At 71.6% G+C, this 25,234-nt stretch carries 26 protein-coding genes; 8 read left to right on the forward strand and 18 right to left on the reverse strand.

Going from position 1 to position 25,234, the window contains the following annotated elements:
• Positions 1 to 218: 218 nt before the first annotated feature.
• The 6 genes from Q5425_RS27215 to Q5425_RS27240 form a co-directional block, all read right to left on the reverse strand.
• A complete protein-coding gene (locus Q5425_RS27215; RefSeq protein ID WP_308675158.1) occupies positions 219 to 1,172 on the reverse strand; it encodes a Ppx/GppA phosphatase family protein in 954 nt (317 codons plus the stop codon).
• 9 nt (positions 1,173 to 1,181) lie between these two features.
• Positions 1,182 to 2,354, reverse strand: coding sequence for a lytic murein transglycosylase (locus Q5425_RS27220; RefSeq protein WP_308675159.1), 1,173 nt, complete (start codon positions 2,352 to 2,354; stop codon positions 1,182 to 1,184).
• A gap of 140 nt (positions 2,355 to 2,494) precedes the next feature.
• Positions 2,495 to 3,004, reverse strand: a complete 510-nt coding sequence (locus Q5425_RS27225) for a DUF501 domain-containing protein (protein ID WP_308675160.1) — start codon at positions 3,002 to 3,004, stop codon at positions 2,495 to 2,497.
• Between the two features lie 138 nt (positions 3,005 to 3,142).
• On the reverse strand, positions 3,143 to 3,505 hold the full coding sequence (locus Q5425_RS27230) for a septum formation initiator family protein (protein ID WP_308675351.1): 363 nt from the start codon (positions 3,503 to 3,505) through the stop codon (positions 3,143 to 3,145).
• Positions 3,506 to 3,699: 194 nt separating this feature from the next.
• Positions 3,700 to 4,986, reverse strand: coding sequence for a phosphopyruvate hydratase (eno, locus tag Q5425_RS27235; RefSeq protein ID WP_308675161.1), 1,287 nt, complete (start codon positions 4,984 to 4,986; stop codon positions 3,700 to 3,702).
• A 60-nt stretch (positions 4,987 to 5,046) separates the two neighbouring features.
• Positions 5,047 to 5,508 carry a VOC family protein gene (locus Q5425_RS27240; RefSeq protein ID WP_308675162.1) on the reverse strand — a complete coding sequence of 154 codons (462 nt, stop codon included), beginning with the start codon at positions 5,506 to 5,508 and terminating at the stop codon, positions 5,047 to 5,049.
• A gap of 75 nt (positions 5,509 to 5,583) precedes the next feature.
• Here Q5425_RS27240 and Q5425_RS27245 point away from each other — a divergent pair, with 75 nt between their 5' ends.
• A complete protein-coding gene (locus Q5425_RS27245; RefSeq protein ID WP_308675163.1) occupies positions 5,584 to 5,988 on the forward strand; it encodes a tetratricopeptide repeat protein in 405 nt (134 codons plus the stop codon).
• Between the two features lie 222 nt (positions 5,989 to 6,210).
• Here the strand turns inward: Q5425_RS27245 and Q5425_RS27250 are convergent, their stop codons facing one another.
• Positions 6,211 to 6,957, reverse strand: a complete 747-nt coding sequence (locus Q5425_RS27250) for a murein transglycosylase (protein WP_308675352.1) — start codon at positions 6,955 to 6,957, stop codon at positions 6,211 to 6,213.
• A gap of 429 nt (positions 6,958 to 7,386) precedes the next feature.
• Between Q5425_RS27250 and efeU the strand changes: the two genes are divergently transcribed.
• The 6 genes from efeU to Q5425_RS27280 all read left to right on the forward strand — a co-directional run bounded on the left by efeU (position 7,387) and on the right by Q5425_RS27280 (position 12,826).
• Positions 7,387 to 8,232, forward strand: a complete 846-nt coding sequence (efeU, locus tag Q5425_RS27255) for an iron uptake transporter permease EfeU (RefSeq protein WP_308675164.1) — start codon at positions 7,387 to 7,389, stop codon at positions 8,230 to 8,232.
• Positions 8,229 to 9,374, forward strand: a complete 1,146-nt coding sequence (gene efeO, locus Q5425_RS27260) for an iron uptake system protein EfeO (RefSeq protein WP_308675165.1) — start codon at positions 8,229 to 8,231, stop codon at positions 9,372 to 9,374. The genes efeU and efeO overlap by 4 nt, the downstream gene beginning before the upstream one ends.
• Entirely contained in the window at positions 9,371 to 10,630 is a 1,260-nt protein-coding gene (gene efeB / locus Q5425_RS27265; RefSeq protein WP_308675166.1) for an iron uptake transporter deferrochelatase/peroxidase subunit, read from the forward strand. Before efeO ends, efeB begins: the two co-directional genes overlap by 4 nt.
• Before the next feature lie 62 nt (positions 10,631 to 10,692).
• On the forward strand, positions 10,693 to 11,262 hold the full coding sequence (locus Q5425_RS27270; RefSeq protein WP_308675353.1) for a WHG domain-containing protein: 570 nt from the start codon (positions 10,693 to 10,695) through the stop codon (positions 11,260 to 11,262).
• Positions 11,259 to 12,398, forward strand: a complete 1,140-nt coding sequence (locus Q5425_RS27275; RefSeq protein ID WP_308675354.1) for a GDSL-type esterase/lipase family protein — start codon at positions 11,259 to 11,261, stop codon at positions 12,396 to 12,398. Before Q5425_RS27270 ends, Q5425_RS27275 begins: the two co-directional genes overlap by 4 nt.
• 17 nt (positions 12,399 to 12,415) lie before the next feature.
• The gene (locus Q5425_RS27280) at positions 12,416 to 12,826 is read left to right on the forward strand and encodes a PPOX class F420-dependent oxidoreductase (protein WP_308675167.1); all 411 of its coding nucleotides are present in this window, start codon (positions 12,416 to 12,418) and stop codon (positions 12,824 to 12,826) included.
• Positions 12,827 to 12,921: 95 nt separating this feature from the next.
• Here Q5425_RS27280 and Q5425_RS27285 read toward each other — a convergent pair whose 3' ends face one another.
• Genes Q5425_RS27285 through Q5425_RS27315 form a run of 7 tightly spaced genes read right to left on the reverse strand, consistent with a single transcriptional unit; the run spans position 12,922 to position 19,082 of the window.
• Positions 12,922 to 13,485, reverse strand: coding sequence for a hypothetical protein (locus Q5425_RS27285; protein WP_308675168.1), 564 nt, complete (start codon positions 13,483 to 13,485; stop codon positions 12,922 to 12,924).
• Entirely contained in the window at positions 13,482 to 14,840 is a 1,359-nt protein-coding gene (locus Q5425_RS27290; RefSeq protein WP_308675169.1) for a hypothetical protein, read from the reverse strand. Before Q5425_RS27290 ends, Q5425_RS27285 begins: the two co-directional genes overlap by 4 nt.
• Entirely contained in the window at positions 14,840 to 15,643 is an 804-nt protein-coding gene (locus Q5425_RS27295) for an ABC transporter ATP-binding protein (RefSeq protein ID WP_308675170.1), read from the reverse strand. Before Q5425_RS27295 ends, Q5425_RS27290 begins: the two co-directional genes overlap by 1 nt.
• Positions 15,644 to 15,655: 12 nt before the next feature.
• Positions 15,656 to 16,492 (reverse strand): zf-HC2 domain-containing protein, encoded by an 837-nt coding sequence (locus tag Q5425_RS27300; RefSeq protein ID WP_308675171.1) that lies wholly within the window; start codon positions 16,490 to 16,492, stop codon positions 15,656 to 15,658.
• Positions 16,489 to 17,046 (reverse strand): RNA polymerase sigma factor, encoded by a 558-nt coding sequence (locus Q5425_RS27305; protein ID WP_308675172.1) that lies wholly within the window; start codon positions 17,044 to 17,046, stop codon positions 16,489 to 16,491. Before Q5425_RS27305 ends, Q5425_RS27300 begins: the two co-directional genes overlap by 4 nt.
• Positions 17,047 to 17,100: 54 nt before the next feature.
• Positions 17,101 to 18,033 carry a MazG family protein gene (locus tag Q5425_RS27310; protein WP_308675173.1) on the reverse strand — a complete coding sequence of 311 codons (933 nt, stop codon included), beginning with the start codon at positions 18,031 to 18,033 and terminating at the stop codon, positions 17,101 to 17,103.
• A complete protein-coding gene (locus Q5425_RS27315; RefSeq protein ID WP_308675174.1) occupies positions 18,030 to 19,082 on the reverse strand; it encodes a SurA N-terminal domain-containing protein in 1,053 nt (350 codons plus the stop codon). The genes Q5425_RS27310 and Q5425_RS27315 overlap by 4 nt, the downstream gene beginning before the upstream one ends.
• Before the next feature lie 85 nt (positions 19,083 to 19,167).
• Here Q5425_RS27315 and Q5425_RS27320 point away from each other — a divergent pair, with 85 nt between their 5' ends.
• Positions 19,168 to 19,575, forward strand: a complete 408-nt coding sequence (locus Q5425_RS27320) for a hypothetical protein (RefSeq protein WP_308675175.1) — start codon at positions 19,168 to 19,170, stop codon at positions 19,573 to 19,575.
• On the opposite strand, the gene Q5425_RS27325 is transcribed toward Q5425_RS27320, so the two are convergent.
• The 4 genes from Q5425_RS27325 to Q5425_RS27340 form a co-directional block, all read right to left on the reverse strand.
• On the reverse strand, positions 19,559 to 19,768 hold the full coding sequence (locus Q5425_RS27325; protein WP_396135253.1) for a DUF397 domain-containing protein: 210 nt from the start codon (positions 19,766 to 19,768) through the stop codon (positions 19,559 to 19,561). The genes Q5425_RS27320 and Q5425_RS27325 overlap by 17 nt on opposite strands.
• Positions 19,689 to 20,549, reverse strand: a complete 861-nt coding sequence (locus Q5425_RS27330) for a helix-turn-helix transcriptional regulator (protein ID WP_308675177.1) — start codon at positions 20,547 to 20,549, stop codon at positions 19,689 to 19,691. The genes Q5425_RS27325 and Q5425_RS27330 overlap by 80 nt, the downstream gene beginning before the upstream one ends.
• 85 nt (positions 20,550 to 20,634) lie before the next feature.
• Entirely contained in the window at positions 20,635 to 24,189 is a 3,555-nt protein-coding gene (gene mfd / locus Q5425_RS27335) for a transcription-repair coupling factor (protein WP_308675355.1), read from the reverse strand.
• Positions 24,190 to 24,241: 52 nt separating this feature from the next.
• On the reverse strand, positions 24,242 to 25,165 hold the full coding sequence (locus tag Q5425_RS27340; RefSeq protein ID WP_308675178.1) for an LLM class flavin-dependent oxidoreductase: 924 nt from the start codon (positions 25,163 to 25,165) through the stop codon (positions 24,242 to 24,244).
• Positions 25,166 to 25,234 lie beyond the last annotated feature (69 nt).

The following is a 25,234-nucleotide window of genomic DNA, read 5'->3' on the forward strand; positions in this document are numbered from 1 at the left end:
GAGACACCAGGACATCCTCCCTCCAGACCACCGTCTGGAATCAAGGTGTCCGGCCCCACGGGGCAACTCCACGTGATTGGGGAGGCATCACGCGTGATTGGGGAGGCATCACGGTGATGCCCCGCCAGTCACGCGAGATGCCCCTCGGCACACGCATGATGCCCCGCTGATCACGCGAGACTGGCGGGCGAGCCCGTGCTGCGGGTTCGATCCGCGGGTCAGGTGAGGGAGAGGGCGATGCCGTCGAGGATGTCGTGCTCGCTGACCACCAGCTCCGTCGGGCCGCCGCGGGCCGCCAGCTGCTCGGCCAGGGTCTGGACCACCACCGCGCCGCCGCCGATCACGTCCACGCGGCCCGGGTGGATCACCGGGTTCGCCGCCCGGGTGGCGTGGTCCTCCATGAGCAGGCGGGCCGCGAGCCCGTCGATGTCCGCCGCCGTCAGCTTGGACAGGTGCACCCGGTCGCTGTCGTACTCCGGGAGCCCCAGCGCGATCGCCGACAGCGTGGTCACCGTGCCCGCGACGCCGATCCAGGTCTTGGCGCGGGCCACGTCGACGACGTCGAACGCGTCGGTGAGGACCTTGCCCGCCAGGTCGCGGGCGGCGGCGATCTCGTCCGCCGACGGCGGGTCGCTCTTGAGCGCGCGCTCGGTGATCCGGACGCAGCCGATGTCGACGGACTTGGCCGCGAGCACGTCGGCCCGCCTGCCGTCCCAGGTGCCGAGGACCAGCTCGGTCGAGCCGCCGCCGACGTCGACCACGACGAACGGGCCGTCGTCCGGGTCCTGCTCGCCCACCGCGCCGGTGAAACTGAGCCGCGCCTCTTCGTCCCCGCTGATCACCTCGGCCTCGACGCCGAGGGTTTCGCGCGTCATCCGGAAGAACTCGTCCCGGTTCTTCGCGTCGCGGGTGGCGGAGGTGGCGACCATCCGCACCTTCTCCACACCCTTGCGCCGGGCGGCGATCGTGTAGTCGGCGAGCGCGACGCGGGTGCGTTCGAGGGCCTCGGGGGCCAGCTCGCCGGTGGCGTCGACGCCCTGGCCGAGCCGGACGATCCGCATCTCGCGGTGCAGGTCGCGCAGGTCGACCGTGCCATCGTGGCGCGGGGTCAGCTCGGCGACGAGCAGGCGGATGGAGTTGGTCCCACAGTCGATCGCGGCAACACGAGGCATGCGGTCACCCTAGCTGGCGGGTGTCGTCGTCCCGACGGTCGTCGTGGTCGGGGTGGTCGACGTGGTGACCGAGGTGACGACCTGCCCGCACGTCGGCTTCGGCGACGTCGACTCGGCCGGCGGCGTGCTCTCGCCCGGCGGCGTGGACGTCGGCGACGGCACGGTGGTGACGCTCGTGACCGTCGTCGTGGTCACGGTCGTGGTCGGTGGCACGCAGGTCGGCGACGACGTGGTCGGCGGCGTGCTCATGCCCGGCGTGGTCGGCGGCGGTGAGGAGACCGTGGCCGGCGGCACCGGCGGCGGCGGGATCGCGGGCAACGGCGGGGCCGCGGCCGCGTTCGGGGCGCCGACCGGGACCGTGCTGTCCGGCACCTGCATGATCCCGTTGCGGTAGGCGTCGGCCCACAGGATCACCGTGTTCACGTACGTGTCGGAGTTGTTGTACCGGTAGATCGCCCCGCGCAGCTGGTCCGGCTTCGCCAGGTCGAACCCGCCGGAGCACAGGTACCGGCCGGTGGCCAGGGCCGCGTCGAAGAGGTTGTTGGGGTCGGACTTGCCGTCGCCGTTGCCGTCGGAGGCGTAGCCCTTCCAGGTCCCCGGGATGAACTGGGTCGGGCCGACCGCGCGGTCCCACACCGGGTCCGTGTCGAGCAGGCCCTGGTCGGTGTCCGGGATCGCGGCGAACGCGCCCTGGCCGTTGAGCTGCGGGCCGAGGATCGGCTCGCGGGTGGTCCCGGCACTGTCCACGTAGCCGCCGCGGGCGTGGTTGGACTCGATCCGGCCGATGCTGGCGATCAGGGCCCAGTCGATGTGGCAGGCGGGCTGCTCGCGGCCGAGGATGTCGGCGGCGTTCTTGTACGCGGCGAGCGCGGTGGCCGGGATGCCGAGCGGGCCGTCGGGGAGCTCGTAGGCCGGCAGCGGCAGCGGGGTGGGAGCGCCGGGGAGGGTGCCGTCGACGGCGATCTGCTGGATGGCGGCGTTGCCGGGGTCGTAACCCTGGCCGAGCGCGGCGTCGCGGGTGTGGTCACCGCTCCCGCCGAGCCAGCCGAGGGTGCCACCGCCGGCGGCCAGCGCCGGGACGACCGCGATGACGCCGGCGATCAGGGGGTACGCGGTGCGGTGGCGGATCCCGAATCTCCGGGCGTAGCTCCCGACTGCGTCTGGCAGCCGCCGCACCCGCATGTCTTAAAGCCCTCCTGGCCGGATCGATCACACCTTCGGGTGACAGCCTGCCGTAAGTGCGGCAAGGTTTCATCCCATCGAGAGGCACGATCGAGGTTTTCGCTCACCCAGACCAGTTATCTGTTCACACGGCGCGAGTGTTACGCGGCGCAGTCACCCGTGGGCCACCCGTTCGCCTCAAGCAGGGCCAACGTCTCGTCACCGAACGGGTTCACGCCCGGGCCGACGGCCAGCGAGTGGGCGACGTGCACGTGCAAGCACTTGACGCGGCCGGGCATGCCCCCCGCCGTGACCTGGTGGCCGAGGGGCTCGATGGCGTCCCGCTCGGCGAGGTAGGCCTCGTGGGTGCGCTGGTACTGCGCGGCCAGTTCCGGGTCGGTGGTCAGCCGCTCGGTCATTTCCTTCATGATCCCGGAAGCTTCGATGGTGCCGATCATCGAGTTCAGCTTCGGGCAGGTCAGGTAGTAGAGCGTCGGGAACGGCGTGCCGTTCTCCAGCCGCGGGCTGGTCTGCACCACGGAGGGGTGCCCGCTCGGGCACCGCGCGGCGATGGCGCGCAGCGCTCGCGGCGGCCGCCCGAGCTGCTCCGCGATGATCTCGCGGTCGGCGTCGGTGACGGGCTCGAACCGGTGCTGCTGCGTGCTGTTCACGCCGACCAGGCTAATGCGTGGGCCCCGCCACCGGCCCCGCGCCCCAAGCGCCCCAATGTGGCGTTCGGTGCGTTGAACGCGACCAATGTGGCGTTCGGTGCGTTGGACGCGACCAACGCCACATTGGGGCGTTCGGGCTCAGCCGCCCGAGACCTGGTTCCAGAGGTTCTCGTACCAGGAGCTGCCCGCGACCTGCTGCGGCCCGGACGGCGGGGCCGCGTCGGGCGCCTTGTCCTCCGGCAGCTGGACGATGTACGGCGTCTCGCCCGGCTTGACGTACCGCAGCCGCCGCCGGGCTTCGGCCTCGATCTGCGCCGGGTCGCTCAGCTCCGCCTTGCGGCCCTGGAGCTGAGCGACCTCCTGCTGCAGCTGGGCCTGCTGGGCCTGCTGTTCGCGGACCTCGGTCCGCTGGGAAAGGTACGTGCGCAGGGGCACGGCGATGGTGAACGCCAGCGCGCACACCACGATCGCCACCACCGCCGCGCGGCGGGTGGTGGACATGCCGAGCACCTTCGCCGCACCCGACGCGCGCTTCGCCGCCAGGCCCCGGCGCAACCGGGCCCTGGTGGTTTCCGCGTCGCCGGTGCGGCGCCGCGCGGCTTCGGGGCGGCGGGCCGGCGCGGGCCGGTTGGCCCGCGTTGCCCCGCCGCCACCGCCGCGGCGGCCGCGTGTCCTCCCCCGGTCCGCCATGGGCGTCAGGCCTCGGCGCTGAACCGCGGGAAGGCCAGCTCGCCGGCGTACCGGGCGGCGTCACCGAGGGTTTCCTCGATGCGCAGCAGCTGGTTGTACTTGGCGATCCGCTCGCCGCGGGCCGGGGCACCGGTCTTGATCTGGCCGACGCCGGTGGCGACCGCCAGGTCCGCGATGAAGGTGTCCTCGGTCTCGCCGGAGCGGTGGCTCATCATCGACTTGTAGCCGAACGACGTGGCCAGCGAGATCGCGTCGAGCGTCTCGGACAGGGTGCCGATCTGGTTGACCTTCACCAGCAGCGCGTTGGCGGCGCGGCGGGTGATGCCCTCCTCGAGGCGGTCCGGGTTGGTGACGAACAGGTCGTCGCCGACGATCTGGACCTTGTCGCCGACCTCGGCGGTCATCGTGACCCAGCCGTCCCAGTCGTCCTCGCTCAGCGGGTCCTCGATCGACACGAGCGGGTAGTTCGCCAGCAGCTCGCTATAGTAGCCGGACATCTGCTCCGCGCTCTTCTTGCTGCCTTCGAAGGTGTACGCGCCGTCGGCGAAGAACTCCGTCGCGGCGACGTCCAGCGCGAGCGCCACGTCGCGGCCCGGGGTGTAGCCGGCCTTCTCGATGGCCTGCAGGATCAGGTCGAGCGCCTCGCGGTTGTTCGCCAGGTTCGGCGCGAAGCCGCCTTCGTCGCCGAGGCCGGTCGAGAGGCCGCGGCCCTTCAGCACCGACTTCAGCGAGTGGTAGACCTCGGTGCCCCAGCGCAGGGCCTCGCGGAAGGTCTCCGCGCCGATCGGCGCGATCATGAACTCCTGGACGTCGACGTTGCTGTCCGCGTGCGAACCGCCGTTGAGGATGTTCAGCATCGGCACCGGCAGCACGTGCGCGTTCGGCCCGCCCAGGTAGCGGAACAGCTCCAGCTCGGCCGACTCGGCGGCGGCCTTCGCGACGGCCAGCGAGACGCCGAGGATGGCGTTCGCGCCGAGGCGGGACTTCGCCGGGGTGCCGTCGAGGTCGACCAGCTTCTGGTCGACGATCCGCTGGTCGACGGCCTCGATGCCGACCATCTCCGGGCCGATCTCGTCGAGCACCGCGGCGACCGCGCGCTCGACGCCCTTGCCGTTGTAGCGGCCGGTGTCGCCGTCCCGCAGCTCGACCGCCTCGTGCTCGCCGGTCGACGCCCCCGACGGGACCGCGGCCCGCGCCAGGGTGCCGTCGTCGAGAGCCACCTCCACCTCGACCGTCGGGTTGCCGCGAGAGTCCAGAATCTCGCGCGCGCCTACCTGCTCGATGAGAGCCACGCCATGCTCCTCGGTGCGTCGTGCCTGCGGTAACGCGCCCAGCCTAGCCTTCGCGGGAGTTCACCCGTTGGAGGACTCACCGCCCGCGCGGACCGCCTGCCAGCCCGGCGGCAGCTCGACGGTGTCGGACGTCTGCTGCCAGAACGTCCAGCTGTTGCCCCCGACATCGGCGACCGTGAACACGCGGGCGCCGTAGGGCTGGTCCTGCGGCGGCTCCAGCTCGCACTCGTCGCCGAGGGCGGCTTCGACCCGCTCGTAGGTTTTGTCGACGTCGTCGACGTAGAGGATGTTGAGCTGGCCGACCGGGCCGTCGACGCCCTTGGCCTGCCAGTAGTCCGGCCCGACGCCCGCGAGCTGGATCCGCGCGTCGCCCGCGCGCAGCGTCGCCTGGAAGACCTCGCCGGCGCCGTCGCAGAACCGGACCTCTTCGGTGAACCCGAAGACCCTGGTCAGCCAGGCGAGCGCCGCCGTGGCGTCGGAGTAGTAGAGGTAGGGCGCCAGGCCCCGGTACCCGCTGCTCATGGCGGCACAGTCCATCACGTCCCCCGTTTCCAGGCGTGTGCAACCCCCTCCCCCGGGGGTAACGTGGGAGTGACCATGACGGACGCCGCAGCTGCTTCGCAGCCTCCCGAGGAGTCGCGGTTCCATGCCTTCCGCCAGGCCGAAGCCCTGGTGGGCCGCCGTCGCCCGCTCGACGCGCTGAAGGCGTTGCAGCCCCTGCTGGAGTCGGAAGCGGACAAACCGTCGGTGCACCTGCTGGCCGGGCGCGCGTACTTCCACTCCGCGCAGTTGCGGCGCGCCGAGCAGGCGTTCACCCGGGTGCTGGAGCTGGACCCGACGGACCACTACGCGCGGTTCATCCTGGGCCGGACCCTGCAGCGCCTCGGCCGGTTCGTCGAGGCGCTGGCGCAGATGCGGATGGCGTCGGCGATGAACCCGGTGCCGGAGTACCTCGAGGCGATCAACGAGGTCAAGGCCCGCATCGCCCTGCGCGAACCGTGACGTGACCAGGGCCGAACGGCCCGGGAGACCTCAGCCTTTCGGCCGATCGGGCCAGGCCCCTCGACCGATGTCCCGCACCCCCTCGTCCGGCGAAGCTGGTTCCAGACCGAACAGGGAGGACCACGATGTCGATCTTCGTCACGCTGGGCGCTTACGCCGGACTGCTGCTGCTGGTGCTGATGGCCGTCACGCCGTTCGTCGCCGACCGCGAGCTCTGAACCCTCAGGGCGCGACGCTCGCCTCCGCGTAGGCGTCCGCCGCGCTGAAGACGTCCTGGCCGTACGCCAGGGCCTGGTTGTAGAACAGGATCGCCCGCCACCAGCCGGCCGGGGTGCCGAGGTCGTCGCCCCCGGAACACAGGAACCGCGCCGCCGTGAAGGCCGCGTCGTCGATGTTCTGCGGGTCGGGCGTGCCGCCGTCGCCGTTCGCGCGTTCCTGGTACTTCTTCCACGTCGACGGCAGGAACTGCATCGGGCCGATCAGGTGGTCCCACGACTTGTCGCCGTCGAGTTTGCCGCCGTCGCTGTCGTGCACCGCCGGGACGCCCGGCGAGCCGTCCAGCGGCGGGCCGACCACCGGCTTCGCCACCCGGCCGTCCGCGCCGATCGCCGCGAGGTCGAACTCCCCGCGCTCGGTCTCGACCCGGCCGATGCCCGCGAGCGTCGCCCAGGAGAGGTGGCACGTCGGCTTCTGGCGCTGCATCCACATCTCCGCCCGGCCGTACGCCGTCAGCACGCGCACCGGGACGTGTGTCTTGTCCGCGACGCGGGTGGCCCACGCGTCCAGCTCGACCCGGTCGGACACCTGCGGCCGGTCGACCGGCGCGGCCAGCCCGGCTCGCGGTGCTTCGGCGCCGGGCTGCGGACGCTGCTCGGGAATCGCGAGGGCCGGCTGGACCGGCGGCGACGCGACCGGCGCGGCCGGGTTCCGGACACCGATGGTGACGACCAGCACCACGCCGGTGAGCACGAGTCCCACCGCGAGGGCCGCCCGGCCGAGGTACCGCCTGGGCGGGCCGCCCGAGGGCGACGACGGAGGCGTGTCGGTCGGCTGAGCGGTATCGGCCACCCGAACAGGTTACGGACGCACTCAAGAGGGACGGTGTCGTCCGGGGGCTTCGCCCCGGGCCGGGGGCTCCGCCACCCGAACCCCTGAATGGCGGAAGTCGAGCGGCTGGCCAGGCAAGCGGAGGGTAAAAACCCTCCCCCTGCCAGCGACATCACAAATTTTGTTATCGAGTCGACGCGCAGGCCCCTGACCTGCGGTTACCCTAACCTAACTTTCGCCGTCAGTCCCATTTGCCCGGTTCCGTCGTCGCGCGCGGGCGTACGCTCGCTGGACTTACAGGTGAGCCTTACCTAAAACCATCTCGAAGCAGAAACCCAGGGAGGCGGACCGGTGTTGTTCTCGAGTGCGCTGATCGGGCTGCGCGAAGGCCTGGAAGCCGCGCTGGTCGTCAGCATCCTGGTGGCTTTCCTCGTCAAGACCGAGCGGCGGCACGCGCTGCGCTGGGTGTGGCCCGGCGTCGGCGCCGCGGTGCTGCTGTCGATCGCCGTCGGCGCGATCCTCACCTACACGACCGCCCAGCTGTCCTTCGAGCACCAGGAGCTGCTCGGCGGGAGCCTGTCGATCGTCGCCGTCGTGTTCGTCACCGCGATGATCTTCTGGATGCGCAAGGCTTCCAAGAGCATCGCCGCCGAACTGCGCGGGAAGATGGACGACGCGCTGGACGTCGGCCCCGCGGCCGTGCTGCTGCTGTCGTTCCTCGCCGTCGGACGCGAAGGACTGGAGACCGCGGTGTTCTTCTACTCCGCCGTCCAGACCGCGCAGTCGGACACCGTGCAGCCGCTGATCGGCTTCGCCGTCGGCATCGCGGCCGCGGTCGTGCTCGCTTGGCTGCTCTACAAGGGCGCCGTGCGGTTCAACCTGAGCAAGTTCTTCACGATCACCGGCGTCCTGCTGGTGTTCGTCGCTGCGGGCGTGCTCGGCTACGGCCTCCACGACCTGCAGGAGGCCGCCTTCCTCCCCGGCATCGGCACCCTCGCCTTCGACGCCTCGGCGACGCTGCCCGAGACGTCCTGGTACGGCGCGCTGCTGAAGGGCATCTTCAACTACTCGCAGCAGACGACCGTGCTGCAGGCCGTCGCCTGGGTCGCCTACGTCGCCATCGTGCTGCCCCTGTTCCTCAAGCCCAGCAAGAAGACCGCGCCGGCGCCCGCCGTCGCGGCCGCCTCGAAGGAGTGACCGTGCGCAAGACCCCCTCGCTGGCCGTACTGGCCGGCGCCGCCGTCCTGGTGACGCTGGCCGCGTGCGACAGCAAGAGCGACACCCCGGGTGCCGCGGCGGGCGGCGGCCCGATCAAGGTCTCGGCGTCCGACACCGCGTGCGAGGTCTCCGCGACCACGGCCGACGCCGGCAACGTGACCTTCGAGATCACCAACAAGGGCACCAAGGTCACCGAGTTCTACCTCTACGCCGAGGGCGACCGGATCATGGGCGAGGTCGAGAACATCGCCCCGGGCCTGAACCGGCGGCTGATCGTCGAGGTCGCCGACGCCGGCAAGTACCAGACCGCGTGCAAGCCGGGCATGGCGGGCAACGGCATCCGCGGCGACTTCACCGTCACCGGCGGCGTCGCGAAGCAGAACGACACCAACGCCCAGAAGGCGCAGGCCACCAAGAGCTACGCCGACTACATCGCGAACAACACCGGGGCGCTGCAGGACGAGACGGTGAAGTTCGCCGACCTCGTCAAGGCGGGCAAGGCCGACGAGGCGAAGGCCGCGTACGCGCGCACCCGCGTCTACTACGAGCGGATCGAGCCGGTCGCCGAGAAGTTCGGCGACCTCGACCCGGCCATCGACGTCCGCGAGGCCGACCTCGAGCCGAACCAGCAGTTCACCGGGTTCCACCGGCTGGAGAAGGACCTGTTCAAGACGGGCCTGCAGCCCGACAGCGCGCAGATCGCCGACAAGCTGGTGACCGACGTCAAGGACCTGGTCGCCAAGACCAAGACCCTCGAACTGTCCGCTTTGGACCTCGCGAACGGCGCGAAGGGCCTGCTCGACGAGGTCGCGACCGGCAAGATCACCGGCGAGGAAGAGGCCTTCTCCCACACCGACCTCTGGGACTTCCAGGCCAACGTGGACGGTTCGAAGGGCGCGATCGCCTCGCTGCGGCCGATCCTGCAGGCCAAGGACCCCGCGCTCGTGTCCACTCTGGACAAGGAGTTCGCGAACGTCCAGAGCCTGCTCGACAAGCAGCGGGCCGGTGACGGCTTCAAGCTGTACACCGACCTGTCCCAGGACCAGGTCAAGGAGTTCGCCTCGGCCGTCGACGCGCTGAGCGAACCGCTGAGCAAGGTTGCGGAGGTCGTCTCCAAGTGACGTCGGCAGAGGGCACGCGGGTCTCGCGGCGGAAGCTCTTCGGCCTGGCGGGCGCGGGTGTCGCGCTCGCCGGGGCCGGGGCCGCCGCCGGCATCGGGATCGACAAGGCGACGAGCGGCAACGCCGAGGCGTCGACGAACACCGTCGACTTCCACGGCGAGCACCAGGCCGGGATCGTCACGCCGGCGCAGGCGAACCTGCACTTCGCGGCCCTCGACGTCACCACGAAGGACCGCGAGAAGCTGCGGCAGCTGCTCAAGACGTGGACCGACGCGGCCCGCCGGATGACGGCGGGCCAGGAGGTCGTGGCGAACGGCGCGGTGGGCAGCGGCGCGTACGCCCCGCCCGGCGACACCGGCGAGGCGCTCGACCTGCCGCCGTCGAACCTGACGCTGACCATCGGGTTCGGGCCGTCGCTGTTCGACGGCCGGTTCGGCCTGGCGGGCAAGCGCCCGCCGCAGCTGATCGACCTGCCGCTGTTCCCGAAGGACAAGCTCGACCCGGCCCGCAGCGGCGGCGACCTGTGCATCCAGGCCTGCGCGGACGACCCGCAGGTGGCGGTGCACGCGGTGCGCAACCTGGTGCGGCTCGGGTTCGGCGTCACCGAGGTCCGCTGGTCGCAGCTCGGCTTCGGCCGCAGCTCGTCGACGTCGCGGGCGCAGCAGACGCCCCGCAACCTGTTCGGCTTCAAGGACGGGACGAACAACATCAAGTCCGAGGACACGGACTTCCTGCGCGACCAGGTGTGGGCATCGGCGGAGGACGGCCAGGCCTGGATGGCCGGCGGCAGCTACCTGGTGGCGCGCCGGATCCGGATGCACATCGAGACGTGGGACCGCGAGACCCTCGACGGCCAGGAGAAGATCGTCGGCCGCACGAAGGGCACCGGCGCCCCGCTGGGCCAGACCGCGGAGTTCGACGAGCTCGACCTGGACGTCGGCGGCGCGGGCGGCGAGAAGGTGATCCCGGAGGACGCGCACGTCCGGCTGGCCTCGCACCAGGCGCTGAACGGCGTCCGGATCCTGCGGCGCGGCTACAACTTCGTCGACGGCTCCGACGGCCTCGGGCACCTCGAAGCGGGTCTGTTCTTCCTGGCGTTCAACCGCGACACCCGGAAGCAGTACGTGCCGATGCAGCAGGCGCTGTCGTCGAAGGACGCGATGATGGAGTACGTCCAGCACACCGGCTCCGCGCACTTCGCCATTCCGCCGGGCCTGACCCGCGAGTCGAGCTGGGCGGACGCGCTGTTCTCCTGAACCCGCTTGCCTAAAGTCTTTAGGTTGATCTAGCCTGGCTTTAGGCAACCGGGAGAAGGATGATGGTTCGAGCAGGGCTGACCACGGAACGCGTGGTGCGCGCCGCGGCGGAGCTGGCCGATGAGATCGGCTTCGACCGGGTGACGCCGTCGGAGCTGGCCCGGCGGTTCGGCGTCCAGGTCGCCAGCCTGTATTCGCACGTCAAGAACGCTCATGACCTGCGGACGAAGGTCGCGCTGCTGGCGCTGGCCGAGCTCGCCGACCGGGCCGCCGCCGCGCTCGCGGGCCGGGCCGGACGGGACGCGCTCGTCGCTTTCGCCGACGTCTACCGCGACTACGCCCGCGAGCACCCCGGCCGGTACGCCGCCGCGCAGCTGCGGCTCGATCCGGAGACCGCGGCCGCGAGCGCCGGCCCCCGGCACGCCGAGATGATGCGCGCGATCCTGCGCGGCTACGACCTGACGGGGCCGGACGAGACGCACGCCGTGCGGCTGCTGGGCAGCGTCTTCCACGGGTTCGTCAGCCTCGAAACCCGCGGCGGGTTCGACCACAGCCCGCCCGCCGCGCCCGAGAGCTGGGTCCGCATCCTCGCCGTCCTCGATTCCCTCCTGCGTGATTGGCCACGATCTTGATCGACGTCCCCCTGACCACGGACCTCGTCCGCGGCGCCCTCGAACTCGAACGCACCGGGCGCGGCCTGGTGCCGCACCGGCTCCCGGCTCGCGCGCGGGCCCAGAACAGCGATCCGCGGCTCGCCATGGCCGAGGCGCAGCCCGCGGGCGTCCGGCTGCGGTTCCGGACCACGGCGGACGTCGTCGAGCTGGAAACGCTCCCGACGAAGCAGGTGTACGCCGGTGCCCCGCCGCGGCCGGACGGCGTGTACGACCTGCTCGTCGACGGTTCGCTCATCGCCCAGGCGAGCGTGGCCGGCGGCAACACCCTGACCGTCGACATGGCGACCGGGGCGTCTTCGCTCACTGCGGGTTCCCCCGGTGTCGTCCGGTTCGCCGGGCTGGGCGGGCACGCCAAGGACGTCGAGATCTGGTTGCCGCACAACGAACTCACCGAGCTCGTCGCCCTGCGGGCCGACGCGCCGGCCGAGGCCGTGCCCAGCGACCGGAGGGTGTGGCTGCACCACGGCAGCTCGATCAGCCACGGCTCGAACGCGGCGAGCCCCGCCACGACGTGGCCCGCGCTCGCCGCCACCGCGGCCGGCGTGGACCTGGTGAACCTCGGGTTCAGCGGCAACGCGCTGCTCGACCCGTTCACCGCGCGGGCCCTGCGCGACACGCCCGCCGACCTGATCAGCGTCAAGCTCGGCATCAACGTCGTCAACGCGGACCTGATGCGCCTGCGCGCGTTCGGGCCCGCCGTCCACGGCTTCCTCGACACCATCCGCGACGGGCACCCGGACACGCCGCTGGTGGTCGTCTCGCCGCTGTACTGCCCGATCCACGAGCAGACCCCCGGCCCGGGCGACTTCGACCACGCGGCACTGGCGCGCGGCGAGGTCCGGTTCCGCGCGACGGGCGACCCGGCCGAGCGGGCGGCGGGCAAGCTGACGTTGGAGGTCATCCGCGACGAGCTGGCCCGGATCGTGGCGCAGCGGCAGGACCCGCACTTGAGCTACCTCGACGGCCTGTCGCTGTACGGCGCGGAGGACTTCGCGGAGTTACCGCTGCCGGACGACCTCCACCCCAGCCCGGCGGCCCACCGCCGGATCGGCGCGCGGTTCGCCTCGCTGGTGCTTGACTTCAAGGGAGCTTGAAGTTGGAGGCTTCGGGCATGTTCACCGAAGCAGAACTCGCCTACCTCGCCGCCCAGCCGCTGGGCCGGCTGGCGACCCAGCAGCCGGACGGAACCCTCCAGGCCAACCCGGTCGGCTTCCGCTACAACCCGGACGCGCAGACCATCGACGTCACGGGGCACAACCTGCGCACCAGCAAGAAGTTCCGCAACATCGCGACGCACGACCGCGTGGCGTTCGTCGTCGACGACCTGCCCTCGACGAACCCGTGGCGCGTGCGGTGCCTGGAGATCCGGGGCCGGGCCGAGGCGCTGGTGGGCGTCAACCTCCCGGACAACCACTTCGACGACGCGGTGATCCGCATCCACCCGGAGCGGATCCTGGCGTTCGGCGTCGAGGACTGGGACCGCGAGCCCCTGGAGCTGGAGACGAACATCCGCAACGTGTAACCCCGGCTCAAGCGCCCCAATGTGGCGTTGGTTGCGCTCGACGCACCGAACGCCACATTGGGTACATCCAACGCACCGAACGCCACATTGGGGCGCTAGCGGCGGCCGCCCCAGACGGTGTACGCCAGCGTGCCCGAGACCGCCAGGATCACCGCTGTCCACGTCGCCGCCGGGGTGCCCGGCGGCTGCAGCAGCCACGCCACGATCTGGTTCACCGTGGTGTCCTCGTGCGGGACGAACGGGCTGATCGCGCACCAGAGCAGCGGGAGCGTCCAGCCGAACTGGCCGCCGCCGACCGTGGCCGCGAGGCCCGCCAAGCCCAGCAAGCCCGCCGCGTCGCGCGAGATGATCGGCAGACCGACGGTCGACGGGCCCAGTTCCTGGACCGCCAGCACCGCGCCCCCGGCCGCCAGGCCGATCAGGGCCAGATGGGCGAACCGGCGGATCGGCCACGGCAGCGCCGCCGCGCGGTCGAGGTCGGGGTCCTGGCCGCTGAGCCCGATCGCCGCCATCGCGACCCCCGCGGTCAGCGTCAACGTCACCGGCAGCGTCGACCACGAGTCGCGCGCCAGGAACCACAGCCCGGCCGTCGCCACCAGCAGGGCCGTGAACGCCGCCGGGACCTGCCGCGAACGCGCGTAGAGCGCGGCCCACCTCATCGCAAAGCCCCTGGGACCAGCGTGTCCATCGGGTCGCCCTGGCAGGTCGAAAGCACCTGGCGCAGCGCGACGATCCGGGCGAATCGGACCTCCGCCGGCAAGGCCCGGAACTTCGCCCACGCCTGTTCGACCAGGCCGTCTTGGCGGGCGGCCCAATTCGCGCCGTACTCGGGCAACGGCTTCAGCTCACCGGTGAAGTACGCCGCCGCGATCATCCGGGCGCCCACGTCGGCCAGGCTGCCGGCGTACGGCGGGTCGCACGAGGGCAGCCCGGCGCCGGACAGCACCGCGAGTTTCAGGTCGTCGGCGCCCGCCGTGAGCAGGACGGCGTTGCGCTGGAAGTCCAGGTAGACGACGCCGGGATCACGGGGAACGGGGCCGGTGACGGAGTTCGGCGCCGTCTGCTCCTCGATCCGGGTCGGGGCGCCGGGCAGCTTCGCCAGCACGGCCAACGCTTCCCGGCCCGGCCCGGCCAGCCCGGCCAGCCTGTCCTCGTGCGCCCGGCTGACGCAGACCGGCCCGTCGCAGACCTTCCGGGTGGCGACGCTGTCGGGGACCAGGAGCCCGTCGGCCGAAGCCGGGAAGACCGGCAACGCGATCGCGGCGCCGGCCAGCACCGGGAGCAGGCCGAGGAGCCGCGCCCGCGCGGAGCTCGCCGCCAGCAGCAGGAATCCGGTGACCGCGAGGCCCACGAACCACACCACCTGCCCGACGTCCACCGAAGCCGCCGTCGTCACCAGCGCGCCCCGTGGCTGCCCCAGCGCCGGCGCCAACAGCCCGAACCGGCTGTACGGCATCGACAGCACCCCCGCCTCGACCGAAGTCCAGGCCGTGATCCCCCCGGCGAGCGTCAGCACGGCCAGCGCGGGAGCGGTCAGCGGGTGCGGCAGCAGCCGCCCGATCGCCAGGCCGATCCAGGTCCCCGCCACGACAGCGAGCAGGCCGACGAGCACCACCGGCAGGAACGCGGCGGAGACGAACCCGCCGTGGCCGAGCACCTCGGCGAAGCCGACGCCGAACACCACCAGGTACCCGAGCGCGCTCAACGCGCCGACGGCACCGGCCAGTTTCGCCGCCCGGTGCCAGCCCGGACGGGACGTCGTGGCCAGCAGTTCGACCATGCCCGAACGGCTGTCGCGCATGCCCTGGATCGCGCCGGCGCCGACGGTGATCGGCCACACGAACACCAGCAGGAACCGCAGCCACAGCGCGGTGGTCGTGGTGTGCCCGGTCCACGGCGCGGGTACCTTCCACCACGGCCCGGACAGCAGGAACAGGAAACCGAGCGAGACGACGAGCAACGCCAGCCCGGCCCAGGGCGCGATCGAGCGCCGCAGTTCGGTGCGCAGGACCATCACCACGCCCCCTTGCCCTGCTCGTGGTTCAGCAGCGCCGAATAACCGCGCTCGATCGGGCTGTCACCGGTGTGCGCCGAGGTGCCCGCGGCCGCCAGTTCGTCCGGGGTGCCCTGGAACACCAGCTTGCCCTCGGCGAACAGGATGACGTCGGTGCACGCCGTCCCCACGTCTTCGACGAGGTGCGTCGAGATCAGCACGCACGAGTCCTGCCCGATTTCCTGCACCAGTTCGCGGAACCGCACGCGCTGCGCCGGGTCGAGCCCGGCGGTCGGCTCGTCCAGCAGCAGGATGTCCGGGTCGTTGACGATCGCCTGCGCGATCCCGACCCGCCGCACCATGCCGCCGGACAGCGTCTTCATCCGGTCGTCGGCCCGGTCGGCCAGCCCCACCCGCTCGATCGCGCGCTGCACCGCACCCGGGATGTCCTCTTTGGACATCTCTTTGAGCCAGGCGATGTACTCGACGAACTCACGGACGGTGAACCGTTTGTAGAACCCGAAGTTCTGCGGCAGGTAGCCGATCCGCCGGCGCAGGCCGCGCTGCCCGGTGTGCCCCCCGACCGGCGCACCGAGCAGCGACAACCCGCCTTCCGCCGGCCGGAGCACCGTCGCCAGCGCCCGGATCAGCGTCGTCTTGCCCGCGCCGTTCGGCCCGAGCAAGCCGTGCACCCCCTTGCCGAGGGACAGGTCCAGCCCGTCCACGGCCATTTTCCGCCGTCCCACCCGCACCTTCAGCCCTTCGGCCTGGATCTCCCAGGCGTAGGCCGTTGGCGCGACCTCGGCGGCTCCGACAGCACGCATGTTTCTTCCTCCCTAGTTGCGCGCGCCGAGCCGGGTGAACGCGCCCTTGTGCAGGGCGACGACCACCGTCGTCAACGCGAAGATCCCCGCCCACACCGGCAACGCACCGGTGGTGAGCGCAAACGCGGGCTGCCGGGCCGCCACCGTGGGCAGGACCAGCACCGCGACCCACGTCGCGACCAGCGCGTACGCCGCCCGCGTCATGCCGATCAGCCCGCCGAGCGCGAGCGTCCCCGTGGTGAAGGCCAGGCTCGGCAGCAGCCAGAGCGCGAGCGCCGTCCCGGTCAGCCACCCGGCGACGCCGAGCACCGGCAGGACGACGACGAGCACGGCCAGCGTCCGCCGCGCGATCAGGTACAGCCCGGCGCGCGGCGTCGCGACGACGACCTCGTACGCCGGATCCAGCCCCCGCGCCCACGACACGGCGACGCCGAGCACCGGCAGCACCGGCGCGAAGAGCTGCACCGCCGTCACGTCGAGCATCGAGCGCCCGATGTGGTCGAACACCACCGCGAGCAGCGTGACCAGCACGATCATCGCCAGCCACGGCAGCATCACCGGGGTGGCCCAGGTGTTGAGCCACCGCCGCCGGCGCCGCCGCGGCCGGGGCTGGGACTGGAGCTGCGGCTGGGCCTGGGGCCCGTGGAACGGGCCAGCGGACAGCTGGACCTCCACCGCCAGCCGGTTCCAGACCAGGTCCACCACCGGCTGGACCGGCGCCACCTCGGCGAGCCGCGCCCGGCACACCGGGCACGTCTCGAGGTGGGCCTCGAGGCCCCACAGCTGGTCACCCGGGAGGTCGTCGCCCGCCACGTACGCGGCGATGAGCCGGTCCGGCGCATGGTTCATGACAGTGCCTCCCGCATCGCGATCCGCGCCCGGCGAGCGCGGGTCTTGACGGTTCCTTCCGGCAGTCCCAGCAGGACGGCGGTTTCGCGGACGGTCAGCCCGTCGAGCACCATCGCCTGCAGCACCTCCCGCAGCTCCGGTGCGAGGTCGCGCAGCGCGGCGCCGACCTCGTCGCCCACCGTCGCCGCCAGCGCTTCGTCTTCGGCCGCCACCACCGGTGCGACGTCGAGGGCCACCTCCGGCGGCGGCTGCGCGTGGTGCGCCCGGCGCCGGAAGGCGTCGACCAGCCGGCGCGCGGCGATCGTCCACACCCAGCCGACCGCGCTCCCGCCGGTGGCGGCGCCCGCGAACGAGCCCGCCGCCCGCCAGACGGCCAGGAACGTCTCCTGCATGACCTCCGCGACGATCTGCTCGTCCGCGCACCGGCGGCGCAGGCGCACGGCGAGCCAGGGCGACGTGCGACGGTAGAGCTCCTCGAACGCCGCGCGATCGCCCTTGGCCGTGCGCCGGACGAGGTGCTCCTCGTCGGCGTCCTCCAGTGGCTTCTGTCTCACACCAGGCAAGACGCCGGAAGCCCGGAAACGGTTCTCACCCGATTGTGTGCTGCGTCACACTGGACGTGAGGGCCAGAACTTCCGCCAGCCGTCGGCCTCGAGGGTGGTCGGCTCCAGCCCGGCGTCACGGGCGGCCTGCTCGGCGGCCTGGATGTCCTTCGCGAACTGCTTCGCCAATCCCCTGAGCTCACCCTCGGCGTCGACCCCCGCGCGGCGCGCCGTGGCCGCGATGCGGAACAGCTGGGCGGCGGCACTGGTCCCCTCGGGGAAGAGGTCGAGCGGGATGCCGGCGCGTCCGGAACGCTGCCCCAGCTTGCCGGCCAGCGCGACCGCGGGCTGGCCGAGCGCCACGCCGTCCACAATGGACCGACGCTGTTTCTCGCGCTGCTTCAGCTCTTCCCACTTGAGGTTCTGGTGCTCGACCGTGTGCACCTCGTCGGCGCCGGCGAAGACGTGCGGGTGCCGCCCGACCAGCTTCGCGACGAGCCCCGCGGCGACGTCGTCGATGCCGAACGGGTCTTCGGCGTCTTCGGCCCCGACGCGCGCGTGGAAGAGCACCTGCAGCAGGACGTCGCCGAGCTCCTCGCGCAGCGCCTCGCGGTCGCCTTCTTCGATGGCGTCGAGCAGCTCGTAGGTCTCCTCGACCAGGTACTGCCGCAGCGAATCGTGCGTCTGCACCGCGTCCCACGGGCAGCCGCCCGGCGAGCGGAGCCGGTCCATCACGTCGGCGGCCTCGACCAGGGGCGGCACCGGCGTCTCGATGACGTCGGCGCCGGTCGCGATGAGCAGCGCCGCCGCGGGCTCGTCCCGGGAACCGGCGAGCAGCACGACGTCCTTCAGCGAAGGGGCCTCGATGACGGCCGGGACGCCGAACGCGGCCGGATCGACGTCCGTGGCCGCGTAGACGGCGGGAGACTCACGCAGGATCTTGAGTGCCGCGCCGGGCAGCGTCGTCCCGCGGACGACTACGACGACCCCCCTGCTCACTGCCGGCTACGACCGGAACCACCTGGGGACAGCACGATGCCCTGGGCGGCGTCCTCGTTCGCCACGACGTTCATGGCCACCACGTCCCACACGCCGTACCGCTTGTTGACCCGCACGCCGAGCTCGTCGAACAGCGGCTGCACCTGCCGCATGCCGGCCGCGGTCTTCGTGGCGGCGTCGAGGTCGGGCGCCTGCTCGGTGGCGACGGGCTTGTCCGTGCGCTGCCGGACCACCCCGACGAACCAGCCGCCCTGGTTGCCCGGGAAGGGGAAGACCACGGCGGAGCCGACCGGCGAACCGAAGAGCGGCCCGGCGGCGAGCGCGCCCGCCTGGGCGGCCGGCAGCGCCTCGCCGACGCCGGCGAACGGCGGGATCGATTCGGCGCCCTGCCCCATCTGGGTCGCCCGCTGCCGCAGCGCGGACAGGTACTGGACGTCGGCGCCGATCCGCTTGGCCGAAGCCGCCGGGTCGGCGGCGAACTGCCGGGCGAGGTCGACGGCGGTCTTCTTCGCTTCGGGTCCCTCGATCGCGGCGCCGGTCGTGGCGTCCGGCACCAGACCGACCGAGGTGTAGTCGAAGGTGACCGAGGCGTTCGGCACGACCTTGTCGGCCAGCGCCTGGGCGAGGAAGGTGTCGGTCAGCTCCTCGCGGTGGTCGCGCGTGCGGGCGACGACCTGGCTGACCGCCTGGGTCTCGTTGCTCGCGTCCGCGGGAACCGGGCCGTTGAGGGGATCCTTGGCCAGCTGGGCGTCGATCTGCGCGTAGTTCGGCGTGATGCCCTGCTTTTCGGCGGCCTTGACGAGCAGCTCGTGCAGGACGAGCTGGCTGACGACGGCCCGGCCGACCAGTTCGAGCTTGTGCTCGCTCGCGAGCTTCTGCGCGTACGGCTGTTCGCGGACGGCTTTGTCGATCAGTTCCTGCACCCGGTCGATCGAGATGGTGCGGTCCCCGATGACGGCGGCGGCACCGACCTGGCTGGGACCCGAGCCGCACCCGGCGAGCAGAAGAGCACCGGCAACAACCGCGACCAGCGCGCGAGGGCGCCCCATGATCCGCATCACAGGCCATACCCTCTCACACCATCGCCCCCGAAACGCAACACCCATGGCGTGGCGGCGGCGGTAATGTCGACTTATGGACCATTGGCTGACCATCGAGGTGTTCGACGGAGAGCATTCGGCGTCGCTGTGGCGCCTGTCCCGCGGTGACGCACTCACCGAAGCGGCCCTGACGAACGGCGCTGAGCAGTGGGTTTGGCACGAGCACCGGTGGGGCGTGGTGCTGGAGATCGAGTTTTCGACGGAGGAGCGGCGCGACGCGTTCCGGCAGCTGCCGGTCGTGACGGCGGCGCTGGACGCGGTGCCGGACCCGGCGCGGGGGCTGCTGGTGTACCCGGGGCGGGGCGGGGGTGCGGGGTCACGGATGCCGCGGAACCCCCGGCCGTTGCCGATGGCGGGGGCCGGGGCGGTTCCGGTGCCGGTGGAGTCGGTGCGGATGGGTTTGGCGGAGGCTTTGCCGCCGATGTTCAGCGAAGTTTGCTGAGGAGTTCTCGCCAGGCCGGGGTGGAGGCGGTGAGGTGGCCGCCTTCGCGGTCTTTGGTGTCCCGGATCAGGACCTCGGGGCCGGTGGCGACCTCGACACAGTCGCCTTGACTGCTATAGGTGCTCTTGCGCCAGGCTTCGGGCATCTGCTCCTCCGATGAGGTCGGCGATGAACTGCTTTGAGTTTGCCTCATCGAGGGCGCCACCTTCTAGGCCGCTTAGCACTCTTCGGTAAGCCTCGATCTCCCGTGGTTCCTCCAGGTACAGCGAGGTCACCTCGCTTTCGATGCAGACGACCGGCTGGTACGAGTCCGACTCCATCAGCTGGAAATGCCCGGCCGAGGCGGCGTGCCCACCCAGTCTCGCGGGGACGATCCGGACGGTGGTGTTCTGCTGGGCAGATATCCGCAAGAGCTGCCTGAGCTGGCCGATCATCACGCTCGGAGGGCCGACCGGCAGGAGAAGCACGAATTCGTGCAGGAAAAACCGAAATCGCACACGCGGCCTGGTGAGGATCGCCTGTCGTGACAGCCTGGCAAAAACGTGCTCATCCAGCTTGTCGAGTTCGGGCTGGTTGCCCATCTCGATCGCCAGATTGCGGGCATAGTCGCCCGTTTGCAGCAATCCCGGCACCACGTTCGCCTGGAAGACCGAGATGGCATTGGCGTGCTCTTCGAGGCTTATCAGAGTACGGATGTTCTCAGAGCGTTCGAGCAAGCCCGGGTTGCGCATTTCGTCGCCCATGGCCATCAGCTCGCGGTATTCCTCACCCCGGAACCCGAGCGTCGTCAGAAACCGGGCCAGGTGCACCGGACTCGGCCGGGCGCGGCCGCGGGTCACCGCCGAGACCCATTGTGCGCTCATCTCCAGGCGCCGGGACATTTCCCGGACGCCCCAGCCCTTCTCCGCCATGCGCTGGAGCAGCCGGTCGCCGAGCTGCCGGGCCCGGATGTTCGGCTCGCGATATTCCGCCATGGGCCGAACGTAGGGCCGCAAGCACAAGAAACCCCGGCGCCACAACGGAAAGTCCCCCGAAATGGCGCCGGGTGTCCGCTCCCCTTTACACCGCCGCGGGCTTCTTCGTCAGCTGCACCAGCAGCTTCGTGCACCACTCCAGCAGCTCTTCGTCCCGCAGTGTCGGCGCACCGATCCGCCCACCGGCCGGACCCTCCGTCGGCTTCGGCACCGACACCGTGTTCGTCACCGCCTTGAACACCGCCTTCGGGTACAGCCGCTTCAACCGCACCATCTGCGAGTCCAGCAACGGCAACGGCGCGAACCGGATCGTGTTGCCCTGGACCGCCACCTCCGTCACGCCCGCCTCGCGGCACGTGTGCCGGAACTTCGCCACCGCCAGCAACCGGTTGACCGGTGCCGGCGGCTGGCCGTACCGGTCGATCAGCTCTTCGCGGACCGCGTCCAGGCCCTCGGTGTCCGGCGCCGCCGCGATCTTGCGGTACGCCTCCAGGCGCAGCCGCTCGCCCGGCACGTAGTCGTGCGGGATGTGGGCGTCGATCGGGAGGTCGACGCGGACGTCGGCCATCTCTTCGTCCTCCGCCGGATCCGCGCCCGCGTGGCGGCGGAACGCGTCGACCGCTTCGCCGACCAACCGCACGTACAGGTCGAAACCGACGCCCGCGATGTGCCCGGACTGCTCCGCACCGAGGATGTTGCCCGCGCCGCGGATCTCCAGGTCCTTCATCGCGACCGCCATGCCCGCGCCGAGCTCGGTGTTCTGGGCGATCGTCGCCAAGCGGTCGTGGGCCATCTCCGTCAGCGGGGCCTCCGGCGGGTACAGGAAGTACGCGTACCCGCGCTCGCGCCCACGCCCGACCCGGCCGCGCAGCTGGTGCAGCTGTGCCAAACCCAGCAGGTCGCCGCGCTCGACCAGCAGCGTGTTGGCGTTCGAGATGTCCAGCCCGGTCTCGACGATCGTCGTGCACACCAGGACGTCGTACTCGTTCTCCCAGAAGCCCTGGATGATCTTTTCGAGCTTGTCCTCGTTCATCTGGCCGTGCGCGGTGACGACCCGCGCCTCCGGCACCAGCTCGCGGATCCGCCGCGCCGCCTTCTCGATCGAGGAGACGCGGTTGTGGACGTAGAAGACCTGGCCGTCGCGCAGCAGCTCACGCCGGATGGCCGCGCCGACCTGCTTGTCGTCGTACGCGCCGACGTAGGTCAGGATCGGGTGGCGGTCTTCCGGCGGGGTCAGGATCGTCGACATCTCGCGGATCCCGGCCAGCGACATCTCCAGCGTGCGCGGGATCGGCGTCGCGGACATCGTGAGCACGTCGACGTGCGTGCGCAGCGCCTTGATGTGCTCCTTGTGCTCGACGCCGAACCGCTGCTCCTCGTCGACGATGATCAGGCCCAGGTCCTTCCAGCGGACGCCGGTCTGCAGCAGGCGGTGCGTGCCGATGACGATGTCGATCTCGCCGCTGGCCAGCTGCTCCAAGGTCGCGTCGGTCTCGCTCTTGGCGGAGAACCGCGACAGACCGCGGATCTTCACCGGGAACGAGCGCATGCGCTCGGTGAACGTGTTCAGGTGCTGCTGGGCGAGCAGCGTCGTCGGGACGAGGACGGCGACCTGCTTGCCGTCCTGCACCGCCTTGAACGCCGCCCGCACGGCGATCTCCGTCTTGCCGTAGCCGACGTCGCCGCAGATGACGCGGTCCATCGGGACGCCGCGTTCCATGTCCGCCTTGACCTCGTCGATCGCGGCGAGCTGGTCGTTCGTCTCCGTGAACGGGAACGCGTCTTCCAGCTCGCCCTGCCACGGCGTGTCCGGGCCGAACGCGTGCCCGGGCGCGGACTGGCGCGCGGCGTACAGCTGGACGAGCTCCGCGGCGATCTCCTTGACCGCCTTCTTGGCCTTGGCCTTGGTGTTCTTCCAGTCGGAGCCGCCGAGCTTGTTCAGCGTGGGCAGCTCGCCGCCGACGTAGCGGGAGACCTCGTCGAGCTGGTCGGTGGGCACGAACAGGCGGTCGCCCGGGTGGCCGCGCTTCGACGACGCGTACTCCAGCAGGAGGTATTCGCGGGTGGCGCCGGCGACCGTCCGCTGGACCATCTCGACGAACCGGCCGATGCCGTGCTGTTCGTGCACGACGTAGTCGCCGGCCTTGAGCGCGAGCGGGTCGACCGCGTTGCGCCGCCGGGACGGCATCTTGGTGTTCAAGTCCTTTGTGGACGTTCCCGCGCCCGCGCCGCGGCCGGTGAGGTCCGCTTCGCTCAGCACGACCAGCGCGCGCTCCGGCGAGACGAACCCGTCGGTGAGGCCGCCGCAGGTGACCGTGACCATGCCCGGGGCCGGAGTGCCCTTGAGGCCGTCGCCGGCCTGGGTCGCCGGGACGTCGGCGGCCGAGAGCTGCTCCACCGCGCGCGCCGCGGTGCCGTGGCCGGCGACGACGAGCACCGCCGTGCCGCCCGCCGCCGTGTGCGCGCGCAGGTCCGTCATCGCGCGCTCGAGCTCGCCGCGGTAGGCGGGCGCGGCCTCGATCGAGACGCGGTAGACGTCGGGGTCTTCGCTGGTCAGCTGGGTGATCGTCCACCAGGCGCGCTTGGTGTCCTGCGCGTGGGACGCGATCTCGTCGAGGCCGCGGTAGGCCGACGCGCCGAGGTCGATCGGAGCCTGGCCACCCGCCGCGGCCGTCGTCCAGGACGCTTCGAGGAACTCCTGGCCGGTGCGGACGAGGTCGGCGGCGCGGGCGCGGATCTTCTCCGGATCGGTGAGCAGGACGTGCGTGCCGGCCGGCATCGCGTCGGTGAGCACCTCCAGCTCGCCTTCGCAGAGGACCGGGATGAGCGCCTCCATGCCCTCGACCGGGATGCCGTCGGCGAGCTTGGTGAGCATCTCGGCCAGGTGCGCGTCCGCTTCGTAGGTCTTCGCCAGCTCCGCGGCCTTTTCCTTGACCGGCGGCGTGAGCAGCAGCTCGCGGCACGGCGGCGCGGTGACCCGCGGGATCTCGCCGGGCAGCGACCGCTGGTCGGAAACGGCGAACGCGCGGATCTCGCTGACCTCGTCGCCCCAGAACTCCACCCGGACGGGGTGCTGCGCGGTGGGGCCGAACAGGTCGAGGATGCCGCCGCGGACAGCGAACTCGCCGCGCTTCTCGACCATGTCGACGCGGGTGTAGGCCAGCTCGACCAGCCGTTCGAGGAGGCCCTCGAAACTCTGTTCCTCGCCGACGACGAGGTCGACCGGGGCGAGGGAGCCGAGACCGGGCGCCATGGGCTGGATCAGGCTGCGGACGGTGGCGACGACCACCCGCAGGTCGTCGTCGCCGGTCTTCAGCCGGTGCAGCACCTCGAGGCGGCGGCCGACGGTGTCCGCGCGCGGCGAGAGGCGCTCGTGCGGGAGGGTTTCCCAGGACGGGAAGTCGGTGACTCTGCCGGTGCCGAGGAGCGCGCCGAGTGACGCGGTCAGCTCGTCGGCCTCGCGGCCGGTGGCGGTGACGGCGAGCACGGGCTTGCCGGCGCCGTCGTCGGAGGCGACGGCGGCGGCGACGAGCTGCCGCGCGGCGATCGGGCCCTGGAGCTCGAGCAGCGGCGCACCGGCGCGCTCGACCACGCCGCGCAAGGCCGCGTCGGGAAGGATGGCGGTGAGGAGTCCGGACAGTGGAGCGTCGGTCACGGTCCCAGCCTACGTGCCACCCCCGACAGGTTTCCGATCACGGCTGGTCGCGCAGGAGGTCCACCACCTCCGCGACGCGGGGCAGCTGCTCGTCGAACACCTTCGGGTCCGTGCTCGCGATCCGCAGCAGGAAGTGCTCCACCCCTTCGTACTTCCGCAGCTGCGCAGCCACCTCCGAAGCGCTTCCGCTCACCTGCAGCTGGATCCCCTGGACGAACGCCGCCGGACGGCCGTAGTTGCGCCGGCAGTACTCCTCCAGCAACGCCTGTCCGCGGTCGGCGTCGTCCTCCACCAGGACCGTCGCGAACAACGCCGGGGTCACCGGCCGGGACGACAACGCACGGATCCGCGCCAGGCCCGATCCGTAGTCCGCGGGGTCCGGCGGGTAGGGCAGCCAGCCGTCGTACAGCCGGCCGACGCGCTCCAGCGCGCCCGGCGTGTACGCCGCCAGCCACACCGGAGGACCACCCGGACGGGTGGGAGCGGGGAACACCGGCAGCGAGTCGTGGTGCAGCACCGCACCCTGGAACGAAGACTCACCGCTCCAGACGGCGCGCCAGAGCGCCACGATGTCGTCCAGCCGGGCCCGGCGGCGCTCCCACGGCACCCCCGCGAACGCGAACTCCGGCTCGCTGCGCCCGGCGAACCCCGCCCCGACCGCCACCGTGAGACGGCCGGCGCTGAGGAGATCGAGGGACAGCAGCTGGTTCGCCGTCAAAAGGGGGTTCCGCAACGCCGGGAGCAGCGCCGCCGTCCCCAGCGTCACCCGCGAAGTCCGGGCGGCGAACGCGGCCAGCGCCGCGAGAGCGTCCAGGGGCGCCCGGGCCAGGGTGTCGCCCACCCAGACCGAGTCGAGGCCGAGCTCTTCGGCGAGCACGGCGACGCCGACCAGCTCGGGCGCGGTGCGCCCGGCGTCGAGGATGGGCTGGTAGGTCGGCACGACCAAGCCGTAGTTCGTCATGGCCGAAGCGTCGCCGAACCGGGGTATGCCCTCAATTCCCCGCGGGGAATGGACCGGCCGAGCAGGATG

Origin of the sequence: Amycolatopsis sp. A133 (assembly GCF_031082405.1) — a bacterium.
GTDB lineage: Bacteria > Actinomycetota > Actinomycetes > Mycobacteriales > Pseudonocardiaceae > Amycolatopsis.

Bases quoted from the DNA above. Each gene is read 5' to 3' on its own strand.
- Q5425_RS27300 (WP_308675171.1), bottom strand. From the start codon at position 16,492: ATGAACCATGCGCCGGACCGGCTCATCGCCGCGTACGTGGCGGGCGAC.
- Q5425_RS27290 (WP_308675169.1), bottom strand. From the start codon at position 14,840: ATGGTCCTGCGCACCGAACTGCGGCGCTCGATCGCGCCCTGGGCCGGG.
- Q5425_RS27215 (WP_308675158.1), bottom strand. From the start codon at position 1,172: ATGCCTCGTGTTGCCGCGATCGACTGTGGGACCAACTCCATCCGCCTG.
- Q5425_RS27220 (WP_308675159.1), bottom strand. From the start codon at position 2,354: ATGCGGGTGCGGCGGCTGCCAGACGCAGTCGGGAGCTACGCCCGGAGA.
- Q5425_RS27240 (WP_308675162.1), bottom strand. From the start codon at position 5,508: ATGAGCAGCGGGTACCGGGGCCTGGCGCCCTACCTCTACTACTCCGAC.
- Q5425_RS27340 (WP_308675178.1), bottom strand. From the start codon at position 25,165: ATGACGAACTACGGCTTGGTCGTGCCGACCTACCAGCCCATCCTCGAC.
- Q5425_RS27280 (WP_308675167.1), top strand. From the start codon at position 12,416: ATGTTCACCGAAGCAGAACTCGCCTACCTCGCCGCCCAGCCGCTGGGC.
- Q5425_RS27245 (WP_308675163.1), top strand. From the start codon at position 5,584: ATGACGGACGCCGCAGCTGCTTCGCAGCCTCCCGAGGAGTCGCGGTTC.
- Q5425_RS27285 (WP_308675168.1), bottom strand. From the start codon at position 13,485: ATGAGGTGGGCCGCGCTCTACGCGCGTTCGCGGCAGGTCCCGGCGGCG.
- Q5425_RS27320 (WP_308675175.1), top strand. From the start codon at position 19,168: ATGGACCATTGGCTGACCATCGAGGTGTTCGACGGAGAGCATTCGGCG.
- Q5425_RS27330 (WP_308675177.1), bottom strand. From the start codon at position 20,549: ATGGCGGAATATCGCGAGCCGAACATCCGGGCCCGGCAGCTCGGCGAC.
- Q5425_RS27230 (WP_308675351.1), bottom strand. From the start codon at position 3,505: ATGTCCACCACCCGCCGCGCGGCGGTGGTGGCGATCGTGGTGTGCGCG.
- Q5425_RS27315 (WP_308675174.1), bottom strand. From the start codon at position 19,082: ATGGGGCGCCCTCGCGCGCTGGTCGCGGTTGTTGCCGGTGCTCTTCTG.
- Q5425_RS27325 (WP_396135253.1), bottom strand. From the start codon at position 19,768: ATGAGGCAAACTCAAAGCAGTTCATCGCCGACCTCATCGGAGGAGCAG.
- Q5425_RS27295 (WP_308675170.1), bottom strand. From the start codon at position 15,643: ATGCGTGCTGTCGGAGCCGCCGAGGTCGCGCCAACGGCCTACGCCTGG.
- Q5425_RS27270 (WP_308675353.1), top strand. From the start codon at position 10,693: ATGGTTCGAGCAGGGCTGACCACGGAACGCGTGGTGCGCGCCGCGGCG.